Genomic DNA, 26,468 nt, shown 5'->3' on the forward strand with positions numbered 1-26,468 from the left:
GTCAACTCACGCCCCAGAGCTTCTCGAAGCCGTCGGCGATCGGCTCGGTCGGGCCGTACCAGGCACCGGAGTTCATCGAGGCCTCATCGAGGGTGATCGAGCCGATGTTGTCGGCCGAGAACAGCCGCATGGGCACCGTGTAGTCCGGGATGGTGTCGCCGGCGGCCATGCGCAGCGCGGCATCCGCGAAGATCCAGCCCTCGAACGTCGATGACGAGCTCGCGGCCGCCGACAGCGCGCCGGACTTGACCGCCTGGAGCTCACCGAGCTGCGCCGCGGTCGTGGCGATCTTCACCTTTCCGCTGCGTCCGGCGGCCTGCACGCCGCCGGCGGAGGCCTGCCAGTACTGACCGAACTGCACGTGCAGGTAGCCGACATCGGGGTTCTTCAGCAGTGCCGCGCTCGTCGAGGGTGCGACCAGCTGGAAGCTGCCGGTGGAGACCTTGTTGACGGTCACCTTCGCCCCGGCGGTGTCGTAGACCTTCTGTGCGGCCGTGAAGAACTCGGCGGGCGACGGCCCATCCGCCGAGACGTTCGCGAGCACCCCCGGGGGCGTGCTGCCGGCGTCCGCGACGATCCACTTCGCGACCGCCTCGTCCATCCGGTAGCCGACCTCGCCGTCGATCGTGACGAGCGTCTTCGAGTTCGGGTGGTCGGCCGACAGCGCCTGGTCGGCGATGATGACGGGGATGCCGGCGGCCTGGGCGGCATCGAAGGCGTTGCCGGCCAGGTCGTATGCCACCGCGGCAGCCACGATCGCCGCCGCATGGGACTGGGTGCCCTGCGAGACGCAGGCCGAGATCGCCGTCGGCGTGCCCTGGCCATCGCAGGTCTGGACCTTTCCGCCGAGCGCCTTGATCCCTTCGGTGAACGCGGTCAGGGTCGCCGCGAACTGCGGCGCCTGGAGCGTGATGGGGATGAAGTAGACGGTCTTGCCCTTCAGCGCGTCCTTGTTCGAGACGGACTCGGTCGGGGTCGGCCAGCTGGTCAGCGGAGCTTGGAGCTGGGCGACCTGGTCGGCCACGCTGGCCGGCGCGGAGGCGGTCGCGGCGCCGGAGGGCGTCGTGTCTGTGCCGCCGGTGGTCGAATCGCAACCGGCGAGCGCGAGCGCTGCGATAGCGACGGTGCCCACCAGCGCCACGAGGCGCCCGCGGGTGGTGTGTGCTGTGTTCACTGTGATTCTCCTTGTTGGCTTCGTTGACAATCGGGATGGGTAGGTCGATGCGGCCCCTCAGCGGGCCCGCCGGTGCAGGATGGTCGTGAGCGTGACCGCGACGACGAGGACGCCGCCGTAGAAGACGTTCGTGACCCAGGAATTGGCGCCGAGCAGCTGGAGTCCCAGGACCCCGGTGCCGAGGAAGAAGACGGCCAGCAGGGTGCCGAGCGGGTTGAAGCGGCCGGGGTCGAGGATCGCCGTGCCCAGGAACGTGGCGGCGAACATCGGCAGCAGATACGCGTTCGACGAGCTCGGATCGAAGCCGCCGGTGCCGGCCGCCGTGATGACCCCGCCGACCCCGGCGATCAGGCCCGCGAACGTGAAGGCGCCGAATCGGGTGCGCTGCACCCGCACGCCGGCGAGCCGGCTCACCTCGCGGTTCTCGCCGACGAAGCGCATGTTGCGCCCGAGGGGCGTGAAGCGCAGGACGTACGCGAAGCCGAGCATCAGGATGACACCGAGGTAGAACGCCAGTGGCAGACCTGCGATCTCGAAGTTCGCGATCCACTGCACATACTTCGCGAGTCCGCTGACCGGCTGCAGGTTCGACATCCAGCTCGCGATGCCCAGCAGGAACGTGCCCATGCCGAGCGTCACCACGATCGTGTTCACTCCGAGACGCACGACGAGCCAGCCGTTCAGAGCGCCCACCGCGGTGGACACCGCCACGGCGACGAGCGCGGCGATGTAGGCGTTGAGGTGGAGATCGACATTGAGCACGGTCAGCGTCATCGCCGCCAGGCCCAGGTTGGAGGCCACCGACATGTCGACGAATTCGCCGACGATGATCGTGCACAGCAGCGCCGCGGCCAGGAACACCAGCGTCGTGTTGTTGGGCCCGCCGAAGATCGCGTGCATGGCGCCGACGGTGGCGAAGGTCCCCGGCGCCAGCACGCTGAACAGGATGGCCAGCAGGATCCAGACGCCGATGACGGCGAATCGGGTGCTGAACCAGCTGAACGAGAGCCGGCGGCGAGGCGGAGTGGCGACCACGCCCGTATACGGGTCGGGCGTCGAAGCCTCGGTCGTCGAAGTCTCGGTCATTGCTGGCAGCTCCCTTGGTTCGCGTCATCGCGATACTGACATCGTGTGCGAAATCATATGCAGAAGGCGGCGTTTGCGCCAGTCCATCTCGCTGAGTCTCTCCCCAGTATGCCGAAATAATGGGCAAGGCGCCGCCCCCCGACCTCCAAATCGCGCACGACATCGTGTACGATCATGGTCGTCCACCCACCTCGAGGAAGAGGACTTCCATGCTCGACATCGCCATCGTCGGCGCCGGCCCCGCCGGTCTGCTCACCGCGCTCCGCCTTCACCAGAGGGGCTTCTCGCCGACGGTCTATGAATCGGTCGGAGAGCTGAAGCCGCTCGGCGTCGGTGTCGACATCAAGACGGCCGGTACGGCCGAGATCGACGATCTCGGGCTGCTCGACGAGTTCCGTGCGATCTCGGTCGACGCCGAGGACTCCATCTTCTTCACCAACAACGGTCAGGAGATCTACGCGGAGAAGTGCGGCGTGCACATGGGGTATCTGCACGAGCAGCGCTTCGTGCACCGGGGCGTCCTGCAGCTGCTCTTCTATCGCACGGTCCGGGAGCGCCTCGGAGCGGACTCGATCGTCCTCGGCGCGCGGGTGACCGGCTATGCGCAGGATGCCGACGGCGTGACGCTGGACCTCGAGCATCGGGACGGCCGCACCGCGCAGGTCCGGCACGACGCGGTCATCGCTGCCGACGGGATCAAGTCGGCGATCCGCCGGCAGATGCATCCGGACCAGGCCGAGCCGGAGTTCTCCGGGATCACGATGTGGCGCGGCACGACGCTGCGCGAGCCGTTCCGCGGCGGTCACACGATCTGCCACATCGGCAACCCGCACATCTCGTCGATGATCGTCTACCCGATCGCCCAGGACTTCGAGGGCACCGGCAAGGACCTCATCAACTGGGTGGTCGAGACCAACGGCGAGGAGACGATCGAGGACTGGAACCAGGTCGGCGACATCACCGAGGTCATCCCGCTGTACGACACCGTGAAGATCCCGTTCCTCGACGTGCAGCAGCTGATGCGCGATGCCCGCGAGGTGTATCTGTTCCCGCTCATCCGGCATGCGCCGCTGGACGGCTGGGTGGACGGGCGGGTCGTCCTGCTGGGCGACGCCGCGCACGCGATGTACCCGCGCGGCGGCAACGGGATCACCCAGGCGATGATCGACGCGCGCGTGATCGTCGAGCAGATCGCCGCGCATCCGGACGACCCGCACGCGGCCTTCACGGCCTACGACGGGGCCCGTCGCGAGGTCGTGAACCGCATCACCGACAATATGCGCGGCGAGGGCTACGAGGTCATCCGCCGGATCGTCGCCGATCGCACGGACGGGCTGCCCTTCGACGACATCGAACAGGTGCTGCCGCTGGCCGAGGCCGACGAGATCTTCGGCCGCTACCACGCGCTCGTGGGCAGCCCCCGGCCCGGCCACGACGCCGGTGCCGCCACCGGATTCCGCACGCACGACGTGGCCGTGGCCGAATGAGCGAGCTCACCGCGGCCGACGAGGCCACCCGCGCCGAGCTGCTCGCGGTCGAGGAGCGACGGCGGCGCGCGCTCATCGACGGCGACCTCGCGGCACTGGACGAGTTGTTCGAGGACTCGCTCGTGCACATCCACGCGCCCGGACTCGTGCACGACAAGGCGCACCTGCTCGAGCACGTCGCGGCGCGGCGCGCCTACCTGGACATGTGGCGCGGCGAGCTGAACATCCGGGTGTCGGGGGATGTCGCGATCGTGGTCGGCGAGCTCACGAACCGGATGCGCGCGCCCGGCGGCGGGGAGCGGACCCTCGGCGGCCCGGTCACCCAGGTGCTGCACCGCGGTGATGACGGGCAGTGGCGGTACGTCAGCTTCCAGATGACGCCGCACGGCGACGAGGTCTGGGGGAAGCTGCCGAGTGAGCAGGATGCCGCGGCGCAGGATGCCGCGCAGGAGGAGCCGTCATGAGGCTCGCACGATTCACCCCGGCCGGATCCGACGTCGTGCGCGTCGGGCGGATCGACGGCGACGAGGTCGTCGACCTGACCGCCGTGGCCGGTGCGGGCGGGTCGGTGCGGGAACTGCTGCCGCGACTGCCCGAGCTGACCGGCGTGCTGGCCGCGGCATCCGGACCCCGGTTCGCCCTGGCCGGCGTGCGGCTGCACGCGCCGATCGACGATCCGCAGAAGTACCTCGGCATCGGGATGAACTACCGCGAGCACGCCGAAGAGGCCGCGGCCGCCGGTATCCCGACCCCGACCAGCCAGCTGTGGTTCAACAAGCAGGTGACGTGCATCGTCGGCCCGCAGGACGACATCGTCAAGCCCTCGATCTCGGAGGAGTTGGACTACGAGATCGAGCTGGGCGTCGTGATCGGACAGCGCTGCCGGCACGTCGCGGTCGAGGACGCGCGTTCGGTGATCGCCGGCTACCTGGTCGCCAACGACGTCTCGGTGCGCGACTGGCTGCAGAAGCGGTCGCCGACCTTCACGCTGGGCAAGTCGTTCGACACGCACGGTCCGATCGGGCCGTGGCTGACCACCGACGACGAGATCGAGGACCCGCTGAAGCTGCAGATGCGGCTGACCGTGAACGGCGAGGTGCGCCAGGACTTCCCGACCTCGGACATGATCTACGACATCTACGAGCAGATCGCGTACCTCACCCAGGTGATGACGCTCATGCCCGGCGACATCCTGGCCACGGGCACGCCCGCCGGCATCGGGGCGCCGACGGGGCGGTTCCTGCGCGTCGGCGATGTCGTGCGTGCCGAGATCGACGGCCTCGGAGCCATCGAGAACCGCGTCGTCGCGGAAGAATGAGGTCATGGCGCGGCGACAGAGCATCGAGATCGGCGGGTTCTCGCACGAGAACCCGATCCCTACGGCGAGCCGGATCGGCCCGTTCCTGTTCAGCGGAGCGCTGACCGGGCGGGATCCGGTCACCCGGCAGATGCCCGCCTCGCTCGCCGATCAGGTGGCGAACGCCTTCCATCGCGTGCGCGAACTGCTCGCCGCGGCGGGCGGATCGACCGACGACATCGTCAAGATGACGGTCTGGCTCGCCGAGTATCGCGACCGCGACGCCCTGAACGCGCAGTGGCTGGCGATGTTCCCGGATGCCGCATCCCGGCCGGCCCGCCACGTCATGGCCGCGCAGTTCGATTCCGGCACGCGGATCCAGGTGGAACTGGTCGCCGTGCTGCCCGACGGTCGGTCCGCCGACAAGCTCTAAGCGCGTCGAACATCGACGGTTGGTTCTCTCGCCGGATGCGATACGATACGAGCTGGATAGTATTGCGCACAGGAGATCGAGAGGATACCGCGGTGATCAGGGATCTCACTCCGAGTGACGCCGTCGTCGTGGCGTATAAGCGAACGCCGTTCGGTCGGGCACGGAAGGGATCCCTCGCCGCAGAGCGGCCGGAGGACCTCGCCCTCGCCGCGGTGCGAGGAGCGCTCGCCGACGTGCCGGCCGTCGACCCGGCCACCCTGGATGACTTCTACCTCGGTACGGCGGTCCCCGAAGGCGCCCAGGGCGACAACGCGGCCCGGCGGGTAGCCGTGTACGCAGGGTACGACTCGCTGCCCGGCGCCACGATCAACCGGTTCTGCGCCTCATCCGTGCAGGCCGTCGCCGCAGCCGCCCGTGCGATCCGGTCCGGCGATGGGGATGCCTTCCTCGTGGGAGGGATGGAATCGACGTCGCGCACGCCGCCGGTGCCCACGGATGTCTACCCCGGCTCAGAGGTCCCCGCGGCCCGCTCCGACGCCATCTTCGCATCGGGCGATGCGTGGACCGACCCTCGCAGCGAAGGTCTGCAGCCGGATGTCTACGTCGCGATGGGCCGGACCGCCGAGTTCGTCGCGGGCCTGACCGGCACCTCACGACGAGATCAGGACGAGTGGGCACTGCAATCGCAGCGGCGTGCGGCCGCCGGCGTCGAGGCGGGATGGTTCGACGGCGAGATCGTGCCCTACCTGCGGGTCGACGGCACGGTCGTGACCGCGGACGACGGCCCTCGACCGGGGACGTCGATCGAAGGCCTTGCCGCGCTCCGGCCGGCCTTCGCTGAGAGCGGCACCGTCACCGCCGGAAATGCCAGTCCGCTCAATGACGGCGCCTCTGCTGCGGTGCTCATGAGCGCTGCCAGGGCGCGGGAGCTCGGTGTGACGCCGCTCGCCCGCATCCTGGGGGCAAGTGCCAGCGCACTGTCCCCGGAGATCATGGGCCTCGGCCCCGTGGGAGCGACGCAGAAACTGCTCGCCCGGCTGGGCCTCACTGTCGCGGATCTCGACTTGGTCGAGCTCAATGAGGCGTTCGCCGCGCAGGTCGTCCCCACCGTACGGCAGCTCGGGTTGGACTCCGAGAGAGTGAACGTGCACGGCGGCGCGATCGCCCTCGGGCATCCGTTCGGGGCCACGGGAGTGCGGCTGACGGGTACGCTCATCCGCGCGCTGCAGGAACGCGACGGCACCCTCGGCCTGGTGACACTCTGCGTCGGGGGCGGTCAGGGCATGGCGCTCGTGCTCGAGAGGCTGAGCTGATGGGCGCGGTCGACCCGCTCGTTCGCGAGATCCTCGCCGACGAGCCGTCGCTCGCCTGGTTCGGCTTCACGATCGACGAAGCAACGGGCGGTCGTGCCGTCGTGACCACGCAGGTCGGACCCGACCACGTCAACGCGAACGGCATGGCGCACGGCGGGTTCGTCTTCGCGCTCGCCGACCAGGCGTTCGCCATGGCGGCCACCACGGTGCTGCACTTCTCGGCGACGGCCGACGCGCAGATCCACTACCTCGCCCCCGCCCGCGTCGGTCAGCGGCTGGTGGCGACCGCACAGACGAGCTGGCACGATGATCGGCGGGCCGTCGTCGACGTCATCGTGACCGCCGACGGCGACGTGGTCGCGACATACAGCGGGATGGCGCGCGCGGTGCGGCGCGCATGACCCAACCTCACGGTGGCGCGGACCAGCGTCCGAGCCACCGTGATGGAGGCATCAGGCGGTCGTGCGACCGATGACGAATTCACTGTCGGGTGCGTCGGTGACGGGCAGGCCGGAGGCGACCAGCGCAGCCCGCGCCTGCTTCATCAGCCGGTCGGGGATGCGCGGCGCGGGGGCACGCAATGCGCCGCCGTTGAAGCCGGCCAGCCACTCCTGGTACTTCCAGGCGGTGCGGTTGATCACCGTCGTGCCTACTGCCGACCCCGTGAGGATGGCGGTGTTGGCCGCACGCGCCGGTGCGACCTGCCACCACAGCTTCATCGCCTCCTCCCACTGACCACCTCGAGCGAGATCGAACGCGGTCGGGAAGTAGTCGCTCATCCAGTTCGTGTTGCTCGTGCCCGAGAACTGGAAGTCCAGCACCGACATGAGCGGGATGGTCTCGCCTTCGATCGGGCACGAGATGATCACCTCGTCGCGGAAGTGATGGTTCATCTCCATGATCCCCGGGATGCCGGGGTTGCCCTGCTCGGCCTTGATGGCGACGATGTTCGGGATGGTGTCGAGCACGTGCCGCACCCACGGCACGGGCATGCCGGCGTTGTCGATGCGCTCGAATCCCCACGCGGGCAGGCCGAACAGCATGACCCCCAGATCGGTCGAGTCCGCCAGGGCCTTCGTGTAGTCGTAGACCTCGTCCAGCGTCGTCGGCCAGAACGCCGTCGGGTACGACAGCAGCACACTGTCGACGCCCTCGTTCTCGGCGAGCCTCAGCGCCGCGATGTTCTCCTCGAGAGTGTTGAACGCGGCGTGGAAGAACAGCTGGAAATCGGGCCCTCCCGCCTCACGTGCGACAGCTGTCACGCGCGCGTTCTCCTCCGGCGTGATGGCCAGTTCGGTGACCAGGAGAGTGCCGGCGAAGCCGAGGTCCTTCAATTTGAGGATGTCGTGGCGGATGGCGTTCTCGTTGATCTTCGAGAAGTCTCGGCTGTACGACGGCATCGTGACCGCGATGGCCCCACGCCAGTGCTGTTTCGCCCACGTGCGGGCCTGATCCTTCGTGTACTCGACCATGTGCGTCTCTACTTTCTGGTGGTGACGATTCCCACGGGCAGCGCGGTGCCGACACCGCGTGCCTGCGCGAGATCGACGAACGACTCGGCGACGACGATGTCCTGCAGTCCGGCGCCGGTGGACTTGTAGATCCGGATGCCGCGGTCGCGATCGATCACGCGATCGGGAGCCAGGGCGGCGTTCAGCGAGATGGTGATGGCGTCGACATCGATGCCGGCGGCCGCTGCGGCGAGCATGTCGCCGCTGCCGTGGATCACCTCGTCAACTCCGTCTGCGACCACGAGCGCGGCGCGCTCGAGGAGTTCGACGGGGAGCTCCCGCTGTGCCGGTGTGGTCGAGCCGATCGAGACCACGGTCGCGTCAGAGGCGACCCAGTCCGACTGGATCGTAGGACTCTCGTCGCGGGATCGCGCCGCGCACAGGATCAGGTCGGCGTCCTGCACGGCTGCCGCCGCAGAATCCACCGCCGTCACCGGCACGCCCAGTTCCGCCGTGAATCGCGCGGCGAAGGCCTCGCGGTTCGCCGGCGTCGGGCTGAAGACCCGCACGGAGGCGAACCGGGCCACCAGGTTCAGCGCGGCGATGTGCGACTGCGCCTCGAATCCAGACCCGATGACGCCGACCCTCAGCGGTCGCGCCGGCACGATGGCGCCGGTGCCGACGGCGGTGGTGGCCGCCGTCCGCAGCCCGGTGACCCGATTGCCGTCCACCAGGGCGACCAGCTCCGCCGTCTCTTTGTCGAACAGCGAGATGAGGTAGCTCACGCGCAGCCCGTCGGCGAACGACCCGTTGATCGACTTCGCACCGAACAGTCGGCCGCTGGCCGGCACGGACGGCATGACGCGCATCCACTCCCGACCGCTGTCGGCGAAGATGCGCCCGGGGTTCCGCTCGGCGTCGGCGGGCGCCGCGTACGCGGCGCGGATTGCGCGGATGGCGCTGGGCAGATCGGCCAGCGCTCCGACATCCGCGTCCGTCAGGAACAGGGGCAGACGCGCGGGCGGCGCAGACTCGACGCTCATCCGGACTCCTTCGTCGTGCTCAGGCGTTGTTAAACACGATACGTACCGTATCTGTTTCCTCTATGCTTCTGCAAGACGCCCCACAGAAGAGAGTGCACCCATGACCATTGCGACCGTCAACCCCACGACCGGCAAGGCCGAGATGATCATCGAACCGCACTCGCCGGCGGAGGTCGACGCGCGGATCGGCGAGGCCGCCGCCGCCGCACAGCTGTTGAAGACCACCACGTTCGCGCAGCGCGCGGAATGGATGCGGGCGGCTGCAGACATTCTCGACGACCAGGCGCCGGGTCTCGGCGAGCTCATCACGGTCGAGATGGGCAAGCCGATCGCGCAGTCGATCGCCGAGGTCGAGAAGTCGGCGAGGGCGATGCGGTTCTATGCCGATCGCTCCGAAGGATTCCTCGCCGACGTGCCGCTCGTCGACCCGTCGACGGTCGGCGCGTCGCGCGCCTGGACCCGGTACGAACCGCTCGGAGTCGTCCTCGCCGTGATGCCGTGGAACTATCCCCTCTGGCAGGTGATCCGCTTCGCGGCCCCGGCGCTGATGGCCGGCAATGCCGGTCTGCTCAAGCACGCGTCCAACGTGCCGCAGGCGGCGCTCTTCCTGGACACCCTCTTCGAGCGCGGTGGCTTTCCCGCCGGCTCGTTCCGCACCCTGCTGGTCTCCGGCGCCGACGTCGGGCCCGTCATCGCCGATCCACGGGTGCAGGCGGTCACACTGACCGGCTCCGAGCCGGCCGGGCGTTCGGTCGCCGCACTCGCGGGCGATCAGATCAAGAAGGCGGTCCTCGAACTGGGCGGATCCGATCCGTTCCTCGTGCTGCCCACGGCCGACGTCACCGCGGCCGCCACCACCGCCGTGCGAGCCCGGATCGGCAACAACGGGCAGTCCTGCATCGCGGGCAAGCGCTTCATCGTGCACGCCGAGGTCTACGACGCGTTCGCCGCAGAGTTCACCAGGCAGATGTCGGAACTGATCGTCGGAGACCCGCTGCTGCCGCAGACGCAGGTCGGCCCGTTGGCGACCGAATCGGGCCGCGACGACATGGTGGCCCTCGTCGAGGATGCCCGCGACAAAGGGGCGACGATTCTGACCGGCGGCAGCATCCCCGACGGACCGGGCTGGTTCTACACCCCCACGGTGATCGCCGACCTGCCCGACGACGCCCGCCTGGTACAGGAGGAGGCCTTCGGCCCGGTCGCATCGCTGTATCGCGCTGCGGATGTCGACGAGGCCCTGCGGATCGCGAACCAGACCAGCTTCGGCCTGTCCAGCGCCGTCTGGACGAACGATCCGGACGAAGAGGCGTACGTCATCGACCGCCTGGATGCGGGGGCGGTGTTCATCAACGGCATGACCGTCTCGTACCAGGAGCTGCCGTTCGGCGGCATCAAGACGTCGGGAGTCGGCCGCGAGCTCGCCGCCGAGGGCCAACGCGAGTTCTGCAATCTCAAGACGGTCTGGAAGGCTTAGCCCGACACGGGTCCGCGCGGGCCGGCGAGAGGCGAAGGAGCTTCGAGTGGCGATCGACTACAACCTGCTGCGACCGCTGCGTGCGCTGCTCGAAGAGCGCAGCGTGACCCGCGCCGCCGAGCGCCTGCACATGTCACAGCCGTCGATGTCCACCGCGCTGGCGCGGCTGCGGTCGCACTACGCAGATCCGCTGCTGCTGCGCCGCGGCAATCGGCACGTGCTCACGCCGCTCGCCGAGCGACTGCTGGCGGCGCTCCCGCGTGCGATCGCCGAGACCGAGCATGTGTTCGGCCTGCAGTCGCGGTTCGAGCCGGCGACCAGCACGCGGACGTTCACGATCGCCGCCGTGGACTACATGGCCGCGCGCGTCGCGCCGGACCTGCTGCGCATCGTCGAGCGTGAGGCGCCGAACGTGCGGTTCGAGTTCCCGGCGGCGGACGGGCGCCTGGTCCATGCCATGCCCGACGCCCTGCGCACGATCGATGGCGCGATTCTGCCGCACGGGTACGTCGCCGATCAGCCCCACCTCGACTTCCCCGCCGAGCCCTGGGTGTGCCTCGTCGATGCCGCGTCGGCGGTGGCCGCACATCCATCGCTGGATGAGCTGCTCACCCGGCCGTGGGTGCAGACCGTGCCCGCGCGGGAGGGTGCGAGCCCGGTGCGCCAGCAGCTGCGCTTCCGGGGCATCGATCCGACGGTCGTGGCGGCGACTCCGCACTTCTTCGTCGTGCCCTCGCTGATCCTCGGCACCGACCGGGTCGCGATGGTCCCGGCCGGATTTGCGCGAATGGCGGTGCGTGCCGAGCCGCGACTGCGGCTGGTGGTGCCTCCGCTCGACCTGGACCCGGTCCGCGACGCCTTCTGGTGGCACCTCGACCGGGAGCAGGACGCGGAGCACATCTGGCTCCGCGACCTCATCGATCGGGTGCGGCGCACCGTCATCGGGAATCCCGATGACGGTGATACCGGAATCAGCCTTCCCTGAGTCGCGGGGGAGGGGGAGGATCAGATCGCGGCACTCGACTGTGCAGCAATCGATACGGAACGTATGGATCACAAAGGAGTGTCGTGAGCACGAACGTGGACGTGATCGTGATCGGCGCCGGGCCTGTCGGCACCACCGCGCTCGCCCTTCTCGGCCGAGCCGGCCTCACGGCCATCGGGCTGGAGAAGGATCAGGAGATGTGGCCGACCGCGCGGGCGGTGCACTTCGACGGCCAGACGATGCGCACCCTGCAGGGTCTGGGGGTCGCCGACCAGTTCGTCGATGTGACCATCCCGATGAAGGACGTCGCGGTCGTCAACGAGGCCGACGAGGTCCTCGCGCACGCACCCACCGACCGCCTGGGCGACCAGGGGTGGAACGAACACATCAGCTTCCATCAGCCGGACATCGAGCGACTCCTGCGCGAGGTCGTCGAGGCGAGTCCGGGAATCGATCTGAGATGTGGCGTCACCGCGACCGACGTCCGCACGGTCGACGGCGGCGTCGAGGTGACGGCCGTCGACGCTCACGGCGATGAGGAGGTGCTCACGGCACGCTGGGCCATCGCCTCCGACGGCGGTCGCTCGGCCACGAGGCATGCCCTCGGCATCGAGACCGACAAGCACGGCGAGGACGCCCGCTGGCTCGTCGTCGACGGCGATCTCGTCGACGCACCGGGGTGCGATGCAGACATGGTGCAGTTCGCCCGCTACTCCCGCCCGGCGCTGTGGCTGCGACTTCCCGGCACACGCATCCGCATGGAGTTCATGCTCGTCCCCGGAGACGATCCAGCCGAGATCGTCACCCCTGCCGCTGTCGAGCGCATCAGCCGCGGCATCCTGCCCACCGACCGATTCACGCCCGATCGCCAGGCGGTCTACACGTTCCGCGGCCGCATCGCCCAGCGCTGGCGCGACGGCAATGTCTTCCTCGCCGGCGACGCCGCCCACCAGGCGCCTCCGCTGTTCGGCCAGGGGCTGTGCGCCGGCATCCGCGACGTGGCGAACCTGGTCTGGAAGATGGACCTCGTCGCACGCGGCGCGGCCGATGCCACGCTGCTGGACACCTACGAGAGCGAGCGCAAGCCGCACGCGCAGTACTGGGTCGAGACGGCCGCGCAGCAGGCCGAGATCATCCAGACCCTCGATCCTGAGGTCGCGAAGGGACGGGACGAGTTCGTCCGTGCGCATCCCGAGGCGTCCGCCGTCCCGCCGTCGCCGCCCCTCGGCCCCGGCCTGCACGAGGGCGACCGAGACGAGCGTGCCGGGCGGCTCGGCATCCAGCCGATCCTCGTCGACGGCACTCGTCTGGACGACATGGTGGGAAACCACTTCCTCGTGGCAGTGGACCGCGGGCTCTACGCCGAGCTTGCGACGGCCGTCAAGATCGCGCTCGACGACGACGCCGACATCGTCACGCTGACCGACCCGCTCAAGATCGAACAGATCCTGGCCGCAGCCGGTGCCCGGGCAGTGGTGATGCGGCCCGATCACTACATTCTGGGCGTCGGTGACACCGCCGCCGAGGCCGAGCGGATCATCGCCGGCATCCCATCGATCGCGCACGCCGCGACATCCACCGTCTGAAATCGCGAGGAGAACGCCATGACCTTCAGTCCCATCACCCACATTCGGCACTTCGACATCGCCGTGCCGGACTTCGAGAAGCAGATCGAGTTCTACAAGAACCACTGGGGTCTCACCGTCCAGCACGATGACGGCGACGTCGTCTACTTCGCCGCCGAGGGCTCGCCCGAGCAGTACGTCACCCGCGTGCGCCGATCCGCCGACAAGCGGCTCGACCTGGTGGCATTCGGCGCAGCGGACCGAGCGTCGGTCGACACCCTCGCGCAGGACCTCATCCAGGCCGGCGTGAAGCTCGTCTTCGAGCCGACCGATCTGCAGACCCTCGGCGGGGGCTACGGCTTCCGCTTCTTCGACCTCGAGGGCCGTACGGTCGAGGTCTCCACCGACGTCGCGGTGCGCCAGCACCGGAAGATCGAACGGCGCGAGTCGATCCCGGTGCGCCTCTCGCACGTCGTGCTGAACTCGAACCGGCCCGAGGCGATGCGCGACTGGTACGAGAAGCATCTCGGCTTCCGGCTCTCGGACACGCTGAACCACCCGCACGTCGGCGACCTGTTCTACTTCATGCGGTGCAGCTCGCAGCACCACTCGATGGCCATCGCGCGCGGCCCGCACGCGTCGCTGCAGCACGCGTCGTTCGAGCTGCGCGGCATCGACGAGTACATGTTCGGCAGCGGCCGGATCATCCGCGCCGGCTACCGCAAGCTCTGGGGGCCTGGGCGCCACCGCGCCGGTGACAACACGTTCACCTACTTCACCGACCCGAACGGCAACACGATGGAGATGACGACCGAGCTGGAGAACCTCGAGGAAGACACCTGGCACCCGCACATCTACGACGTGCAAGAGCCCGAGACCTCCGACCAGTGGGGCACCGGCGGCGACATGAACGAGTTCATCACCAAGGAGATGTTCAACGACTCCGACGACCGTCACCTGTTCGTGGCGCCCCCGGTCTGAGCCATGCGTGCTTTCGCCATCGGCACGTTCGAGATCGACGGCGCCGCCGTACCCGTGCTGGTCTCCGGCGATGACCTCCACGACATCCGTGCGATCCTCCCCGGCATCCAGCGCACCGGCGACCTGTTCGCCGACTGGGATGCGAACCTCGACGCCCTGACGGCGTTCCTGGGCGCGCCCGCGACGTCGTCGCAGTCGCGCGCGGCTCTCGCGCAGGCGGGCCGGCTGCACGTATTGCCGCCGGTTCAGCCGGTCGGGCCGATCCTGGCGGCCGGGGTGAACTACCGCGAACACATCCTGCAGATGGCGGTCGCGCACAAGCTCGGCGCGGACGGCGCGTCGGACGAGCAGCTGCTCGCGGACGCCGCAGCCGAGATCGACGAGCGGGTCGCCACCGGCGACCCCTATATGTGGACCGGCATCCCGTCCGCCGTCTCGGGAGCAGAGGACGCGGTGCAGCTGCCCGACTTCGGGGCGGATGTCGATTGGGAGGCCGAGTTGGGCGTGGTCATCGGCCGGCGCGCACATCGAGTGGACGTCGACGAGGCACTCGACTTCGTCGCCGGCTACGTCATCGTCAACGACATCTCGGCCCGGTCGCTGGTGCCCCGCACCGACGTGGCCAAGATCGGCACCGACTGGTTCCGCGCGAAGAATCAGCCGACGTTCTTTCCGACCGGACCGGTGCTGGTGCCCGCACGCTTCGTCCCGGACCCGATGAGCCTGCGCATCCAGCTGCGCCTGAACGGCGAGCTGATGCAGGACTCCTCGACGGCGAACATGGCGTTCGGCGTGGCGCAGCTCATCTCCTACGCCTCGTCGATCGCCGTGCTCGACCCCGGCGACCTCATCATCACGGGCTCGCCGGCCGGCAACGGCTCGCACCACGACCGGTTCCTGCGCGGCGGCGACATGATGGAGGTCTCGATCACCGGGCTCGGCACGCAGCGCACCCCGGTCCGGGCGCCCTCCGGGGTGCCGGCGCCCTGGCAGGCATCCCGGCGCACAGCGGCGGCGAGGACGACGGCGTGACGCTCCGGATCTCGTACTTCGTCCCGCCCGCACCGCTGCTCGCCGCCCAGGAACGCGGCCTGCTCGGCGGCATCGACCTGATCGAGACGCGCACTTCCGGCAGCCCCGCCCAGCTCGCGGGCCTCATCGCCGGAGAGCTCGACCTCGTCGTCACGGCGATCGACAACCTCTTCGAATGGACGGTGGCCGGGGCGGACGTCCGGCTCGTCGCCCAGGTCGAGCCGACGACCCCGCTGGGGATCTATGCCGATCCGTCCATCGCCGCGGTCGCCGACCTCGGCGGCCGCCGCTTCGCCGTCGACGCGTTCGCGAACGGCTTCGCCCTCGTGGCCCGCTACCTGCTCGGAGCTGACGGCATCGAGCCCGACTACATCGAGGTCGGCGGCGTACGGGAGCGTCTTGAGGCGCTCGTGGCCGGCACCGCCGACGCCACGCTGCTCGGGCCTCCGTTCGACGGGCAGGCGCTGGCCGCCGGCATGCACGAGCTGCTGCGCGTCGGAAACGTGCTCCCGGCGTTCCCCGGGCAGGGACTCGTCGTGCGGACCGCACTCCTCGGCTCGCCTGAGCTCGACCTGCTGCTGGCCGGGCTCCGGTCGGCCGGGCTGCTGCCGGTCGACCCGGCGGGGCTCGACCTGCTCACCGACATCCGCCGTGATCTCGGGCTGCTGCCGGCCGATGTCGCACTGTCCGCACTGCTGTCCACCCGATGACGCCCGCCCCCCGATGAGGAGTCCGATGTCCACGAGAACGCCCGCCGACATCCTCGGCCAGCCGCTGACGATCAACAAGCTCACGCTCAAGAACCGGATCATCCTCGGCCCGATGGCCGCGCTGCAGCCCACCGAGGACGGTCGCCCGAGCGACCAGTCGATCGCGTTCCTCGCGCGCCGAGCGAAGGGCGGCGCCGGCGCGGTGTTCGTCGGCGGCTCGGTCGCGACGGCGCGCGCATTCCGCGAGTCGCCGTTCTCGCCGAACATCCGCTACGACGACGACGCGTTCATCCCCGATCTCACCCGGCTCGTCGACGAGGTGCACGCGACCGGCACCGGCGTGGCGGTGTTCGCGCAGCTGTTCCCCGCCTTCGGGCGGATGGGAGTGCCCCGCGACGGGCACGGGATCTCGTCGGCATCGCCGAAGTCGGTCGACATGGGCGGGTTCGGGCTGCCGGACAATGTCTACATCCCCGGCGGCCGCATCACGCCGCTGCCGAACGAGGCGACCGTCGAAGAGATCAAGGAGCTCGAGCAGGCGGTCGTCGATGCCGCGCGCCGGGCCAAGGCGGCGGGCTTCGACGGCATCGAGATCGCCGCGCACATGTGCTACTTCTACTCGTCGTTCCTCTCGCCGTTGGCGAACTTCCGCACCGATGAGTACGGCGGCTCGGTCGAGAACCGCGCGCGTGCACTCAAGGATGCCGTTGCAGCGGTGCGCCGCGAGATCGGCCCAGATGTCGCGCTCGGCCTGCGTCTCAGCGCCAACGACCACGTGCCCGGCGGGCAGGGACCCGACGGCTTCGCAGCCGTCACGGCCGAGATCGCCAAAGCCGGCCTCGACTTCGTCGCCCTCACCGACGGCAACTACGAGTCGATGAAGGACAACGTCACGAGCGAATCCGGCAAGATGCTCCGCGAGGGCGAGCCCCAGGCCTTCCGCGCCGCGCTCGGGCCGGGGGTGGCGCTGTTCGTCAGCAGCACGCCCGACCCCGCACAGGCGGCCGCGGCGATCGAGGATGGCACCATCGACGCGACCATGCTGGCTCGCCAGCTGCTGGCCGACCCGGACTACCCGAACAAGGTCATCGAGGGGCGCCAGGCCGAGATCGTGTGGTGTGACCATGCGAACTCGTGCATGCGGCGGCTCATCCTCCAAGTCCCGGTGCAGTGCCATCTCAACCCGGAGATGGGCCGCGAGAGTCCGAGTTCGAAGCGCTCCAACGCCGGACAGAACCTGTTCATCTGGGCGGCGGGCAACCCCGTGCTGATGGCGATCGCCGACAAGGCGGCGCGGGCCGCGCAGAAGCGGAAGGCGCGCTGACGTGAGTCCGGCGTACAAGCTGACGCTGCTGCTCACGCGCCGCAGCGAGCTGTCGCAGAGCGCGTTCGTCGACGCGTGGCTGACGCGCGAACGCCGCCGTCCGATTGTGGCCACGGGCCTCGTCCGCCATGTCTTCCACGCTCCCGTTCCCGGGCAGCGGCCGATCGTCGGTGCGGATGCCGCGCCCTACGATGCCGTCGTGGAGACGTGGTGGAAGCGCACCAACGACGCAGCCGACTGGGTCACCTCGCACGAGTTCGAACAGCAGTGGCTCGTCGACCGCGGTGAGCTGTTGGGGGAGCGGCCGGCGGCGGTCGGCGGGCGGCCGAACCTGATCTGGGAACGGGAGCTCACCGACGCCATGACCCCGGTGACGGTCATCGTGCTCCCCGTGGCCCGGGGCTCGCTCCGTTTCAGCGAGTTCGAAGATCATTGGACCGGCGCGCACGCGCAGCTCGCCCTGGCCGGACCGGGCGCGAAGAGTCGACTTGTCAGCATCGAAGACACGCCCGCGCCGGTGCCGCCGCCGGCGTGCTTCACGAGCACGCGGTACGACGGTGTCGGCGCAATCACGTTCGCGTCGCCCGAGGCTCTGGCCGCGGAGTTCGACAATGCGTGGTATCGGGAGCAGCTCGCGCCGGACGAGCGTCGCTTCACCAACCCCGACGCGTCGAGCGCGCTGGTCTGCACGCCGATCGACCTCACCTGATCGGCGCCCGTGCGTGAGCGAGCGCGGGCGTGCGTCCTGTTGGTCGCGCACCCGAGAACGACGGCGGCGGGGAGAGTCGGACATTGCCGGCTCCCCCCGCCGCATTGACGGTCACTTCGTGGTCTGCGGACCGCGCTTCGGATCGTTGAAGAACTGCGCGATGTCGTCGTCCGTGAAGTACACACCGGCCGGAGCAAGGTCCGAACTGTCCGATTCCGCCCACGACGGGTCGACGAGATCCGCGATCTGCGAACGATCGATGTAGTACGGGGCCCAGACGATGTGGTTGATCTTCGGGCCTGCGCCCTCGAGCACCTTCAGGCCGATCTGTGCCGTCGCCTTCGCCTGTGGGATCGGCGGGGTCGCAGTGCCGAAGTAGGGGTAGGACGGATTCGCGGCAGCGTAGGCGATCATGCCCTGCGACGCGCTGATGTCCTGGATCGGGGGAGGGGTGAGGCCGGCCTGGGTGAATCCGTCGCGGATCGCCAAGCCCATCGTGCCGGCCTGGAGCACGCCGTCGACGCCCGCGGGGTTGGTGGCGAGGTATTGCACCACGGCCTGCTGAGCTGCCGGCGGCTGGTACAGTCCCTGAACCTGGCCGGCGACCTTCACATCCGGGCAGAGGTCGAGCACCGCCTTGCTGCCTGCCTCCCACAGTGTCTGGCTGGGAATGCCGGGGATGCCGTTCACCTCGAGCACGCTGCCCTTGCCGCCGATGGCGCCGAGCACACCCGCTCCGGTCTCCATCGCCTGAAGCGGGGTGTTGAAGGCCACCGTGATCGCATAGGGGCTGTCGAGCGTCGCCACCATGGAGATCACCGGGATGCCGGCGTCGTACGCCTGCTTGGCGAGGGTCACGCTGGATTCGGGTGCGGCTGCGTTGAAGAAGATGACGTCGGGCTTCAAGGAGAGGGCCTGGTTGAACATCTGGATCTGGCCGGGCACGTCGGTCGGGTCGTTCGGCGCAAGGTTCGCGACGATCTTGACGCCTTCCGCCGTGAGCGACTCCGCGAGCTGCTTCTGGAACGCGGCGATGAAGGGGGCGGCGGGTGCCTGACCCACGATCGCGGCGGTGAAGCCACTGGTCTTGTCGGACTTCCAATCCGACCACGCCGACTTCTCGATCTTCAGGGGGTACGCGTTGTATCCGGCTTGGATCTTCTCGGGGAGATCTTTGAGCAGGCCGTCCGGGTCGTTCGCCCCGACGTTCGGGACCGAACCGCACTGGCCGGCAGACGGTGTTCCCGAACCGGTCGGGTCTCCGGTCGGTGTCGATGCGCAGCCGGCGAGGGCGAGAGCCCCGGCTGCGACGAGGGCCGTGGCGGCCGCTCGCAGCCGACGTGGGCGCGTGTGCTGGGTCATGTGACAACTCCTCTTTGAGCATGCGCCTTGGTGCGCAGGACCAGACTAGACACATCCGATACGATTCGTCTAGTTTTGGATAACTGGCCGACGCATGTCGACCGATCTGCGGACTCGATGAGGAGTGATGGAATGTCCGATCCCGGCGATGGCATCCGGCTTTCCGGAGTGAGCAAGCGTTTCGGCGCCACCCGGGCGCTCGTCGATGCGCGCCTTCACCTGAGGCCCGGCGAAGTGCATACTCTGCTCGGGGAGAACGGCTCGGGGAAATCCACACTCGTGAAGATCATCGGCGGCGTTCATCGCCCCGATGGAGGAGACTTCACCATCGACGGTGACGCAGCCGAGCTGCGAAATCCTCGCCAGGCCAATGGCCGCGGGATCGCCGTCGTGTTCCAGGAGGTCTTGACCGCGCCGACCCAGTCGGTGCTGGACAACATCTGGCTCGGCACCGACGGCGTCTTCGCGCGTCGGCTGACCCGCAGTCGACAGCGCGTCATCGCCGCCCAGACGCTCGGGCGTCTGATCGAGGGCATCGATCTCGATGCACCGGCATCGACGCTGTCGCTCTCCGAGCGCCAAGCCGTCTGCGTCGTCCGCGCACTTGTGCGCAACCCGCGCGTCCTCGTCCTCGACGAGTCGACGGCGGCGCTCGACGTCCAGACCCGAGATCGACTGTTCAGTGAGATCCGGCGGCTCACCGAGGATGGGGTCGCGGTTCTGTTCATCTCGCATCGCATGGACGAGGTGCAGCAGATCTCGGACCACGTCACCGTACTGCGGTCCGGGCGCACCGTGTCGACGGTCGACCGCGCCGATCTGTCGGTGGACAAGCTCATCGCCGACATGACCGGCACCTCCGGTCAGTTCGATCGCGCCGACCATCGGCGGACGCTCGGGGAGATCACGCTGCGGGCCGACGGCGTGCAGCTGGCCGCGGGTGCGGTTCCGATCGAGCTCGAGCTGCGTGCCGGTGAGCTCGTCGGCCTGGCGGGCCTGGAAGGACACGGACAGGACGCATTCATCCGCCGGTTGGCGGGTGTGTCATCCGGAGCCGGAGTGGTGACCCGGGCACTGAGCCCCGCCGTGCCGCTTCGGTCAGCGAACAGCGCGAAGCTCGGCGTCGCCTACCTCCCGCGCGAGCGCCGCGGCGAGTCGATCTTCGAGCCGATGTCCATCCGAGACAACTTCGCTCTGCCCACGATGCGGCGTGATCGCTGTGGACTCCTGCTCAGTGCGAAGCGGATGTCACAGAGGTTCGCCGAGTTCGTCGGTTCGCTCAGCATCCGTCTCGGATCCCAGACCGATCCGATCGCGACCCTCTCCGGGGGCAGTCAGCAGAAGGTGGTGCTCGCCCGATGGCTGGCGTCCGATCCGAAGGTGCTGCTGCTGAACGATCCGACACGCGGCGTGGACATCATGACCAAGCGCGAGATCTACACGGCGCTCGACAAGCTGTGCGCCGACGGAATGAGCATCGTGATGCTCTCGAGTGAGGTCGAGGAGCTCGTCGAGCTGGTTGATCGGGTGCTCGTGTTCCGAGACAACCAGCTGTTCACCGAGATCCCTCGGGAACTCCTCAGCACGGAGGCGGTCGTGGCCGCCTACTTCGGACAGCAGATCGGGAGCGCCGCATGAGCCGGATACTCGTCTTCTTCCAACGACGCTCCTGGGCGTTCGCGCTGCTTCTGGCAGCGGTCCTGCTCGTCGTCAACCTCGCAGTGAGCCCGACCTTCCTGTCGGCGGAACGACTGCCGGCGACGCTCGCAACGCTCGCGCCGTTCGTGCTGGTGGGGTTCGCTTCGACGCCGTCGATCCTGTCGGGCGGTATCGACATCTCAGTGGGTCCGCTCGCCACCTTCATCAACTGCCTCTTCGTCGCGGTACTGCTTCCCCATGGCATCGGCGCCTGGTACCTCGCGATCCCCATCCTGCTTCTGGCGTCGGCGGCGATCGGCACCGTGACCGGTCTGCTCGTCGCGGTCGTACGCCTTCACCCGGTCGTGGCGTCCACCGGGGTGCTGTTCGTGCTGGTCGGGCTGTCCATCACGATCGCCAACACGCCGGTGTCCGCTCCCGCGAACTGGTCCGACGGCCTCGCGCGCTCGTACGGATGGTTCCCGGGTGCGATCATCACGATGGGGGTCGTCGCGATCATCTGGCTCCTGCTCAGACGCACCGCTTTCGTGAGCAACCTTCTCGCGACGGGCGAGAGCGACATCTCCGCGTACGGCTCGGGGGTGAACATCACCGTGATCCGCGTCCTCGCCTACACCACCGGAGGGGTCTTCGCCGGAGTGGGAGGCATCGCGCTGTCGGCGCTGCTGCAGTCGTCGCAGGCATCCCTGGCCACCACCTACGCGCTGCTGGGCATCGCCGCCGCGGTCCTGGGCGGAACAAGCCTCGGCGGCGGGACCGGCGGTCTGCTCGGAACCTTCCTCGGCGCCGTCGTGATCTACCTCGTTCAGCAGCTGCTGACCGCGTTCGGGGTGCAGCCGAGCTTCGTCCAGGTGACGTACGGCCTCGTCCTGGTGGTCGGCGTGCTGCTGGGGGCCACATTGCTGAATCCACGACTGGTGAGGAGTCGCGCATGAGCGAATCGACGACGGGCGTCACCCGGACGCTCACGGCCCCGCCATCGGCGCCGACGACCTGGGAGCGACTGCGTCGCCAGGCAGTGGAGACGCCGCTCATCCAGATCGTCGTGCTCGTCGCGCTCGCCGCGCTCCTCGTATCGACGATTCCCGCCTTCATCACGCGCCCGCAGGCATCGGTGGCGATCCTCGTGCTCGCCTCGCTGCTCGCGCTCGCCTCCATGGGCCAGACCTTGGTGGTCATCCTGGGCGGGCTCGACCTCGCCATCGCCGGCTACATCACGTTCGGCGCGATGATCGCCTCCAACGCGACGAGTCGACTCGGCTGGTCCCTCCCGCTCGCGTTCCTCGTCACGATCGTCGTCTGCGGCGCGGTCGGGGCACTGGTCGGCTGGCTCTGCCAGCGGCTCCGGATCCAGCCGCTGGTGATGACGCTCGGAGCGGGCGCGATCCTCACCGGGGGGTCGATGTTCGTCGCCAACGGAGACTACAACGGCAAGCCGCCGCTGGAGCTTCGCAAACTCGTGCAGCTGACGGGGACCACATTCGGGCTGCCGATCCCGCCGATCATCTTCATCGTGGTGATCCTCGGCGTGCTCCTCTGGCTGGTCCTGTCGAAGACCTCAGCGGGACGAAAGCTCTATGCGACCGGTGTCAACCCGCGCGCGGCTGCTCTCACCCGGATCAACACCTCCGCGGTGTGGAGCCTCGTCTTCGCCGTATCAGGTGCGCTGGCCGGCGTGGCCGGCATGTTCATCGCGGGTTTCGGCTCCGGGTGGGCGCAGGCGATCGGCGACCCCTACCTGTTCTCCGGGCTGGCGGCAGTGCTCGTGGGAGGGACGACCTTCGGCTCGGTGCGCGGGAGCTTCACACGTACGGCGCTGGGCGCGCTGATCCTCACGCTGGTGTCGACTCTGATCATCAGCCGGGGACTGGCCGAGGCGCAGAGCCGCATCGTGTACGGGGTGATCATCCTCGCGGTGGTGGCGCTGTATGGGCGCGAGAGGCACGTGCGGGACCGGTTCTGATCAGTCCACTCGCCTCAACGGTACGAACCGTACAGTATCGTGATACCCTGGATGTCTACATCCCGAACGACTCGACGAGGAGTCTCATGAGCAACGTCCGCCCGGTGTGCACCGGCGCAGCTCCGCGACATGCAGAGCTCATCGGTGCGCTGGGGCTCGCGATGCAGAGCCGCGACCGCAGTCCGGCCTAGCCGGCGTCAGGATCGATGCCGGCGACGCTCCCAGTAACGCGCCGCGAGAGCCCTCGACGGCGTAGGTCACAGACGACTGGAGGACGGTATGTCGGATGTCATCGAGCGAGTGCTCGTCATCGGTGCGGGGTTCGCGGGCCTGAGCGCTGCGATCTCGATCGCGAAATCAGGAAGGGCGGTCACGATCGTCGAGCGGTCCGAGACGCTTGCGGACGGAGCAGCCATCACCCTGAGCAATCGCGGACCCGATGCGCTCGCAGAGCTCGGGGTCTATGAGGAGGCGCTCGAGACAGGCCTGGCGGGGTGGGACCACTCCATCTACGACCGGGACTTCTACGATGCGTCCGGCACGCCGCGGAACGTGCCCACCCTGCCTGCTCGCGAGCCGGACGGCATGCCCGGTTACCTCTTCCTCTACCGGCCCCGTCTCGCGCAGCTCCTCGCGGCGCGTGCCTCCGCGCTCGGCGTGACGTCCCGCTACGGACTCCGCGTGACCGGACTCGTGGATCACGGCTACGGGGTGACCGCATCGTACGGCGACGGGACCTCTGACGACTTCGACCTCGTCATCGGGGCCGACGGTTCCCACTCACCCACGCGGGAGCTGATCTTCCCCGGGAGGATCGAGCCGATCTACTCCGGTCACATGAGCTTCCGCTGGGTCAAGAGCGATGTTCCCCCGGGCCCGGATGGATTCTTCGTGAACGAGGCGAGCGACGCGGTCTTCGTGCACTCGCTGCGCGACGGGATGGTGTACATCGCGGCCGGCCTCGATATGGAGAACCGTGTCGTGGGGCACGATGAGGGGATCCAGCTCTTCCGCTCGGCGCTGCGCAAGTTCCCGGCTCCGCGCGTACAAGAACTCCTCACGGCGGTGGAGGACTCGGACGACATCATCGTCCGCCCCTACACCTTCCACAACCTGCCGGCCCCGTGGCACCGTGGCCGCATCCTCGTGATCGGCGACGCCGCGCACACGATGTCCGCACACTTGGGAGCCGGGGGAGTGATGGCGCTTGAGGACGGTGTCGTGCTCGGTCAGGAGCTTGCGGGCGATGACGACATCGACTCGGCACTGATGCGATACGCACGGCGACGCGCTCGGCGGACCTTCGTGGCGGTGGATGCCTGTCGCCAGATGCTCGATCTCCAGGTCCACTATCAGGCCGATCCTCGGGATCTGCACCGGGTCCGCGAGTCGGCGTTCACCGAGCTCGTGCAGATGTACTGAGGAGGGGATTCGCAATGCACACCACAGGACTGGCCGAGGGAACCTTCGGCATCGCTCGGCTCTCGGACGGCATACGGGCGTTTTCGGCGATCGTGCGCCCAGACGGAGACGTCGTCGACATCTCGGCGAGATACACGGATCCGAACGCGATCTATGAGGACTGGCCGGCAACGTTCGACGAGCTCGAGCGTCTGACCCGCACGGCTCGGTCGACGGGCACGCTGGACGCGTACCGCGTCCTCGCACCCGTCCTGCGTCCGCAGATCTTCTGCGCCGGTTCGAACTACCGTCAGCACGCCGCCGAGATGTACACGTTCAACGAGGGCAATTACCAGAAGGAACGAGGCCCGGGGGAGAGTGACGTGGACTTCTTCCAGCGGAACTCCGCGTTCGTCAACGACAAGCGCGCCCAGGGGATGCCGTTCATCTGGCTCGCCAGCCACGGCTCGCTGGTCGGCCCGGACGACGACATCGAGCTTCCCCGCATCGGCCGCGCCCACGACTGGGAAGCAGAGCTGACCATCGTCGTGGCGGGCGGAGCCGGTCGCTATCTGACCCCCGACGAGGCGGCCGAATCGATCGCCGGCTACACGATCGGCGACGACATGCACACCGGCGACCTGTTCAGCCGGGACGACATCAAGTGGAACGCCGACTGGATCGCGAAGCAGCAGCCGACGTTCAAGCAGGTCGGCCCGTTCGTCGTGCCCAAGCAGTTCTTCCCCGACCGATCGGGCCTTCGCATCGAACTCGACGTCAGCGGTGAGCGGATGCAGGACTGGCCGGCGGACGACATGATCTTCACGCCCGAGGAGTATCTCGCCTATGCGTCCGAGCGGCTCCGTCTGCTGCCCGGCGACCTCCTGATGATGGGGTCGCCTCCGGGCAACGGCGCCGTGCACGGCGGACGCTGGCTCGTCCCCGGTGACACGGTGGACATCCGCATCAGCGGCCTCGGTCGCCAGCACCACCGCGTCGTCGCCGAGGACGCGGGCGGCCGGACGCCCTACTGGGGCATGCCCCCGTTCGACACCCCCTCGCGTTAGGAGAACAGACATGCCACACATCGAACATCCCGTCCTCGACACGACGGAGACGGTCCAGTGGAAGGGACCGCTCGCCGGCACCGACCACACCACGATCCGCGTCCCGGACCTGGAGACCGCGCTGCCGTGGTACCGGCAGCTTCTCGGGCTCGTGGTCACCGAACAGGCTGCGGGGCGCGCGTTCCTGGCGAGTCCGGTGACCGGGCGGGTCGTGCTGTCGCTGTCCGAGACCGGCCGCGGACTGGAGTATGTGAGCTTCCGTGCGCGGACTCCGGACGTGTTCCAGACGGTAGGCGCTCGCCTGGATGCGGCCGGGATCCGCACACGGAGCGATGTCGGCGAGACTCGCCCCGGCGTCACGGACGCGTTGCGAGTGGACCTGCCGACCGGGCATGCGCTGGAGGTCGTCGTGGCGCCCGACGACGCACCCTCCGCTCCGGTCGACGGCGCCTACGGGTTGGGCTCGGTGGACGTGCGCACAAGCCATCTGCAGCTGCGCACCACGGACGTCAAGGGGCTCACGGACTTTCTCGCGGTCCTGGGATTTCGCAGCAGCACGTTCGTGCCGCTGCCGACCGGCGAGGGCTTCTTCATCCAGTTCGTCCGCGCGAACGAGTTCCACCATCAGGTCGCGATCCTCACCGGCGCGGAAGGCGTCCATCACGTCGCACTCGAGGTCGACGAGGTCGCCTTCTGGTCGCTGTTGGACCACCTCGCGACACTCAGATGGCCGGCTGAATACGGGCCCGTGCGGCATCACGAGGGGAACATGCTCTCGTTCTACATCCGCGACCCCTTCGGCAATCGGCTGGAACTGACCAGTTCGATGGAGACGGTCGGCTTCGACTATCCGCCGACGATGGCCGACCAGCAGCCCTGGTACCACATGAACATGTGGGGCCCGCAGCCGCCCGAGTCCTGGGAGACCGAGTGGATGTGAGCGGCGCCG

Annotated in this window: 25 protein-coding genes; 20 read left to right on the top strand and 5 right to left on the bottom strand. The window is 68.6% G+C overall.

Features of this window, described 5'->3' with window-relative positions; translation table 11 throughout:
• Nucleotide 1: 1 nt before the first annotated feature.
• Complete coding sequence (locus tag AC0L6F_RS13755) at nt 2-1,174, bottom strand: sugar ABC transporter substrate-binding protein (protein WP_274637155.1); 1,173 nt, start codon at nt 1,172-1,174, stop codon at nt 2-4.
• Between the two features lie 57 nt (nt 1,175-1,231).
• The gene (locus tag AC0L6F_RS13760; protein ID WP_274637156.1) at nt 1,232-2,260 is read right to left on the bottom strand and encodes an ABC transporter permease; all 1,029 of its coding nucleotides are present in this window, start codon (nt 2,258-2,260) and stop codon (nt 1,232-1,234) included.
• A gap of 209 nt (nt 2,261-2,469) precedes the next feature.
• Between AC0L6F_RS13760 and AC0L6F_RS13765 the strand changes: the two genes are divergently transcribed.
• From AC0L6F_RS13765 to AC0L6F_RS13790, 6 genes are all read left to right on the top strand, one after another.
• Nucleotides 2,470-3,747: an FAD-dependent monooxygenase gene (locus AC0L6F_RS13765; RefSeq protein WP_473538344.1), complete on the top strand. Its 1,278-nt coding sequence runs from the start codon at nt 2,470-2,472 to the stop codon at nt 3,745-3,747.
• Entirely contained in the window at nt 3,744-4,211 is a 468-nt protein-coding gene (locus AC0L6F_RS13770; protein WP_259611303.1) for a YybH family protein, read from the top strand. Before AC0L6F_RS13765 ends, AC0L6F_RS13770 begins: the two co-directional genes overlap by 4 nt.
• Nucleotides 4,208-5,065: a fumarylacetoacetate hydrolase family protein gene (locus AC0L6F_RS13775; RefSeq protein ID WP_473538345.1), complete on the top strand. Its 858-nt coding sequence runs from the start codon at nt 4,208-4,210 to the stop codon at nt 5,063-5,065. Before AC0L6F_RS13770 ends, AC0L6F_RS13775 begins: the two co-directional genes overlap by 4 nt.
• A gap of 4 nt (nt 5,066-5,069) precedes the next feature.
• Nucleotides 5,070-5,477, top strand: a complete 408-nt coding sequence (locus tag AC0L6F_RS13780) for a RidA family protein (protein WP_473538347.1) — start codon at nt 5,070-5,072, stop codon at nt 5,475-5,477.
• Between the two features lie 92 nt (nt 5,478-5,569).
• The gene (locus tag AC0L6F_RS13785; protein WP_473538348.1) at nt 5,570-6,790 is read left to right on the top strand and encodes an acetyl-CoA C-acyltransferase; all 1,221 of its coding nucleotides are present in this window, start codon (nt 5,570-5,572) and stop codon (nt 6,788-6,790) included.
• Nucleotides 6,790-7,191 (top strand): PaaI family thioesterase, encoded by a 402-nt coding sequence (locus AC0L6F_RS13790; RefSeq protein WP_274637161.1) that lies wholly within the window; start codon nt 6,790-6,792, stop codon nt 7,189-7,191. The genes AC0L6F_RS13785 and AC0L6F_RS13790 overlap by 1 nt, the downstream gene beginning before the upstream one ends.
• A gap of 51 nt (nt 7,192-7,242) precedes the next feature.
• Here the strand turns inward: AC0L6F_RS13790 and AC0L6F_RS13795 are convergent, their stop codons facing one another.
• Complete coding sequence (locus AC0L6F_RS13795) at nt 7,243-8,262, bottom strand: dihydrodipicolinate synthase family protein (RefSeq protein WP_274637162.1); 1,020 nt, start codon at nt 8,260-8,262, stop codon at nt 7,243-7,245.
• An 8-nt stretch (nt 8,263-8,270) separates the two neighbouring features.
• A complete protein-coding gene (locus tag AC0L6F_RS13800; protein ID WP_473538349.1) occupies nt 8,271-9,284 on the bottom strand; it encodes an ornithine cyclodeaminase family protein in 1,014 nt (337 codons plus the stop codon).
• A 100-nt stretch (nt 9,285-9,384) separates the two neighbouring features.
• Here AC0L6F_RS13800 and AC0L6F_RS13805 point away from each other — a divergent pair, with 100 nt between their 5' ends.
• The 8 genes from AC0L6F_RS13805 to AC0L6F_RS13840 all read left to right on the top strand — a co-directional run bounded on the left by AC0L6F_RS13805 (nt 9,385) and on the right by AC0L6F_RS13840 (nt 18,067).
• Entirely contained in the window at nt 9,385-10,761 is a 1,377-nt protein-coding gene (locus tag AC0L6F_RS13805) for an aldehyde dehydrogenase family protein (protein WP_274637164.1), read from the top strand.
• Nucleotides 10,762-10,807: 46 nt separating this feature from the next.
• The gene (locus AC0L6F_RS13810) at nt 10,808-11,746 is read left to right on the top strand and encodes a LysR family transcriptional regulator (RefSeq protein ID WP_274637165.1); all 939 of its coding nucleotides are present in this window, start codon (nt 10,808-10,810) and stop codon (nt 11,744-11,746) included.
• Between the two features lie 83 nt (nt 11,747-11,829).
• A complete protein-coding gene (locus AC0L6F_RS13815; RefSeq protein WP_274637166.1) occupies nt 11,830-13,332 on the top strand; it encodes a bifunctional 3-(3-hydroxy-phenyl)propionate/3-hydroxycinnamic acid hydroxylase in 1,503 nt (500 codons plus the stop codon).
• 18 nt (nt 13,333-13,350) lie between these two features.
• On the top strand, nt 13,351-14,292 hold the full coding sequence (locus AC0L6F_RS13820; protein ID WP_274637167.1) for a VOC family protein: 942 nt from the start codon (nt 13,351-13,353) through the stop codon (nt 14,290-14,292).
• Between the two features lie 3 nt (nt 14,293-14,295).
• Nucleotides 14,296-15,324: a fumarylacetoacetate hydrolase family protein gene (locus AC0L6F_RS13825; RefSeq protein ID WP_274637168.1), complete on the top strand. Its 1,029-nt coding sequence runs from the start codon at nt 14,296-14,298 to the stop codon at nt 15,322-15,324.
• Nucleotides 15,321-16,034 (top strand): ABC transporter substrate-binding protein, encoded by a 714-nt coding sequence (locus tag AC0L6F_RS13830; RefSeq protein WP_473538350.1) that lies wholly within the window; start codon nt 15,321-15,323, stop codon nt 16,032-16,034. The genes AC0L6F_RS13825 and AC0L6F_RS13830 overlap by 4 nt, the downstream gene beginning before the upstream one ends.
• 25 nt (nt 16,035-16,059) lie before the next feature.
• Nucleotides 16,060-17,358 carry an oxidoreductase gene (locus AC0L6F_RS13835; protein WP_473538351.1) on the top strand — a complete coding sequence of 433 codons (1,299 nt, stop codon included), beginning with the start codon at nt 16,060-16,062 and terminating at the stop codon, nt 17,356-17,358.
• Nucleotide 17,359: 1 nt separating this feature from the next.
• The gene (locus AC0L6F_RS13840; protein ID WP_274637171.1) at nt 17,360-18,067 is read left to right on the top strand and encodes an EthD domain-containing protein; all 708 of its coding nucleotides are present in this window, start codon (nt 17,360-17,362) and stop codon (nt 18,065-18,067) included.
• 111 nt (nt 18,068-18,178) lie between these two features.
• Here AC0L6F_RS13840 and AC0L6F_RS13845 read toward each other — a convergent pair whose 3' ends face one another.
• On the bottom strand, nt 18,179-19,429 hold the full coding sequence (locus AC0L6F_RS13845) for a substrate-binding domain-containing protein (RefSeq protein WP_274637172.1): 1,251 nt from the start codon (nt 19,427-19,429) through the stop codon (nt 18,179-18,181).
• Nucleotides 19,430-19,561: 132 nt separating this feature from the next.
• Between AC0L6F_RS13845 and AC0L6F_RS13850 the strand changes: the two genes are divergently transcribed.
• The 6 genes from AC0L6F_RS13850 (at nt 19,562) to AC0L6F_RS13875 (ending at nt 26,459) form a co-directional block, all read left to right on the top strand.
• Entirely contained in the window at nt 19,562-21,067 is a 1,506-nt protein-coding gene (locus AC0L6F_RS13850) for a sugar ABC transporter ATP-binding protein (protein WP_473538352.1), read from the top strand.
• A complete protein-coding gene (locus AC0L6F_RS13855; RefSeq protein ID WP_473538353.1) occupies nt 21,064-22,023 on the top strand; it encodes an ABC transporter permease in 960 nt (319 codons plus the stop codon). Before AC0L6F_RS13850 ends, AC0L6F_RS13855 begins: the two co-directional genes overlap by 4 nt.
• Complete coding sequence (locus AC0L6F_RS13860; protein WP_473538354.1) at nt 22,020-23,051, top strand: ABC transporter permease; 1,032 nt, start codon at nt 22,020-22,022, stop codon at nt 23,049-23,051. The genes AC0L6F_RS13855 and AC0L6F_RS13860 overlap by 4 nt, the downstream gene beginning before the upstream one ends.
• A 279-nt stretch (nt 23,052-23,330) precedes the next feature.
• On the top strand, nt 23,331-24,473 hold the full coding sequence (locus AC0L6F_RS13865; RefSeq protein WP_274637176.1) for an FAD-dependent oxidoreductase: 1,143 nt from the start codon (nt 23,331-23,333) through the stop codon (nt 24,471-24,473).
• 14 nt (nt 24,474-24,487) lie between these two features.
• Entirely contained in the window at nt 24,488-25,519 is a 1,032-nt protein-coding gene (locus tag AC0L6F_RS13870) for a fumarylacetoacetate hydrolase family protein (protein ID WP_274637177.1), read from the top strand.
• 10 nt (nt 25,520-25,529) lie between these two features.
• Nucleotides 25,530-26,459 (top strand): VOC family protein, encoded by a 930-nt coding sequence (locus AC0L6F_RS13875; RefSeq protein ID WP_274637178.1) that lies wholly within the window; start codon nt 25,530-25,532, stop codon nt 26,457-26,459.
• The last annotated feature ends 9 nt before the right edge of the window (nt 26,460-26,468 follow it).

The organism is Microbacterium sp. G2-16M (assembly GCF_055809115.1).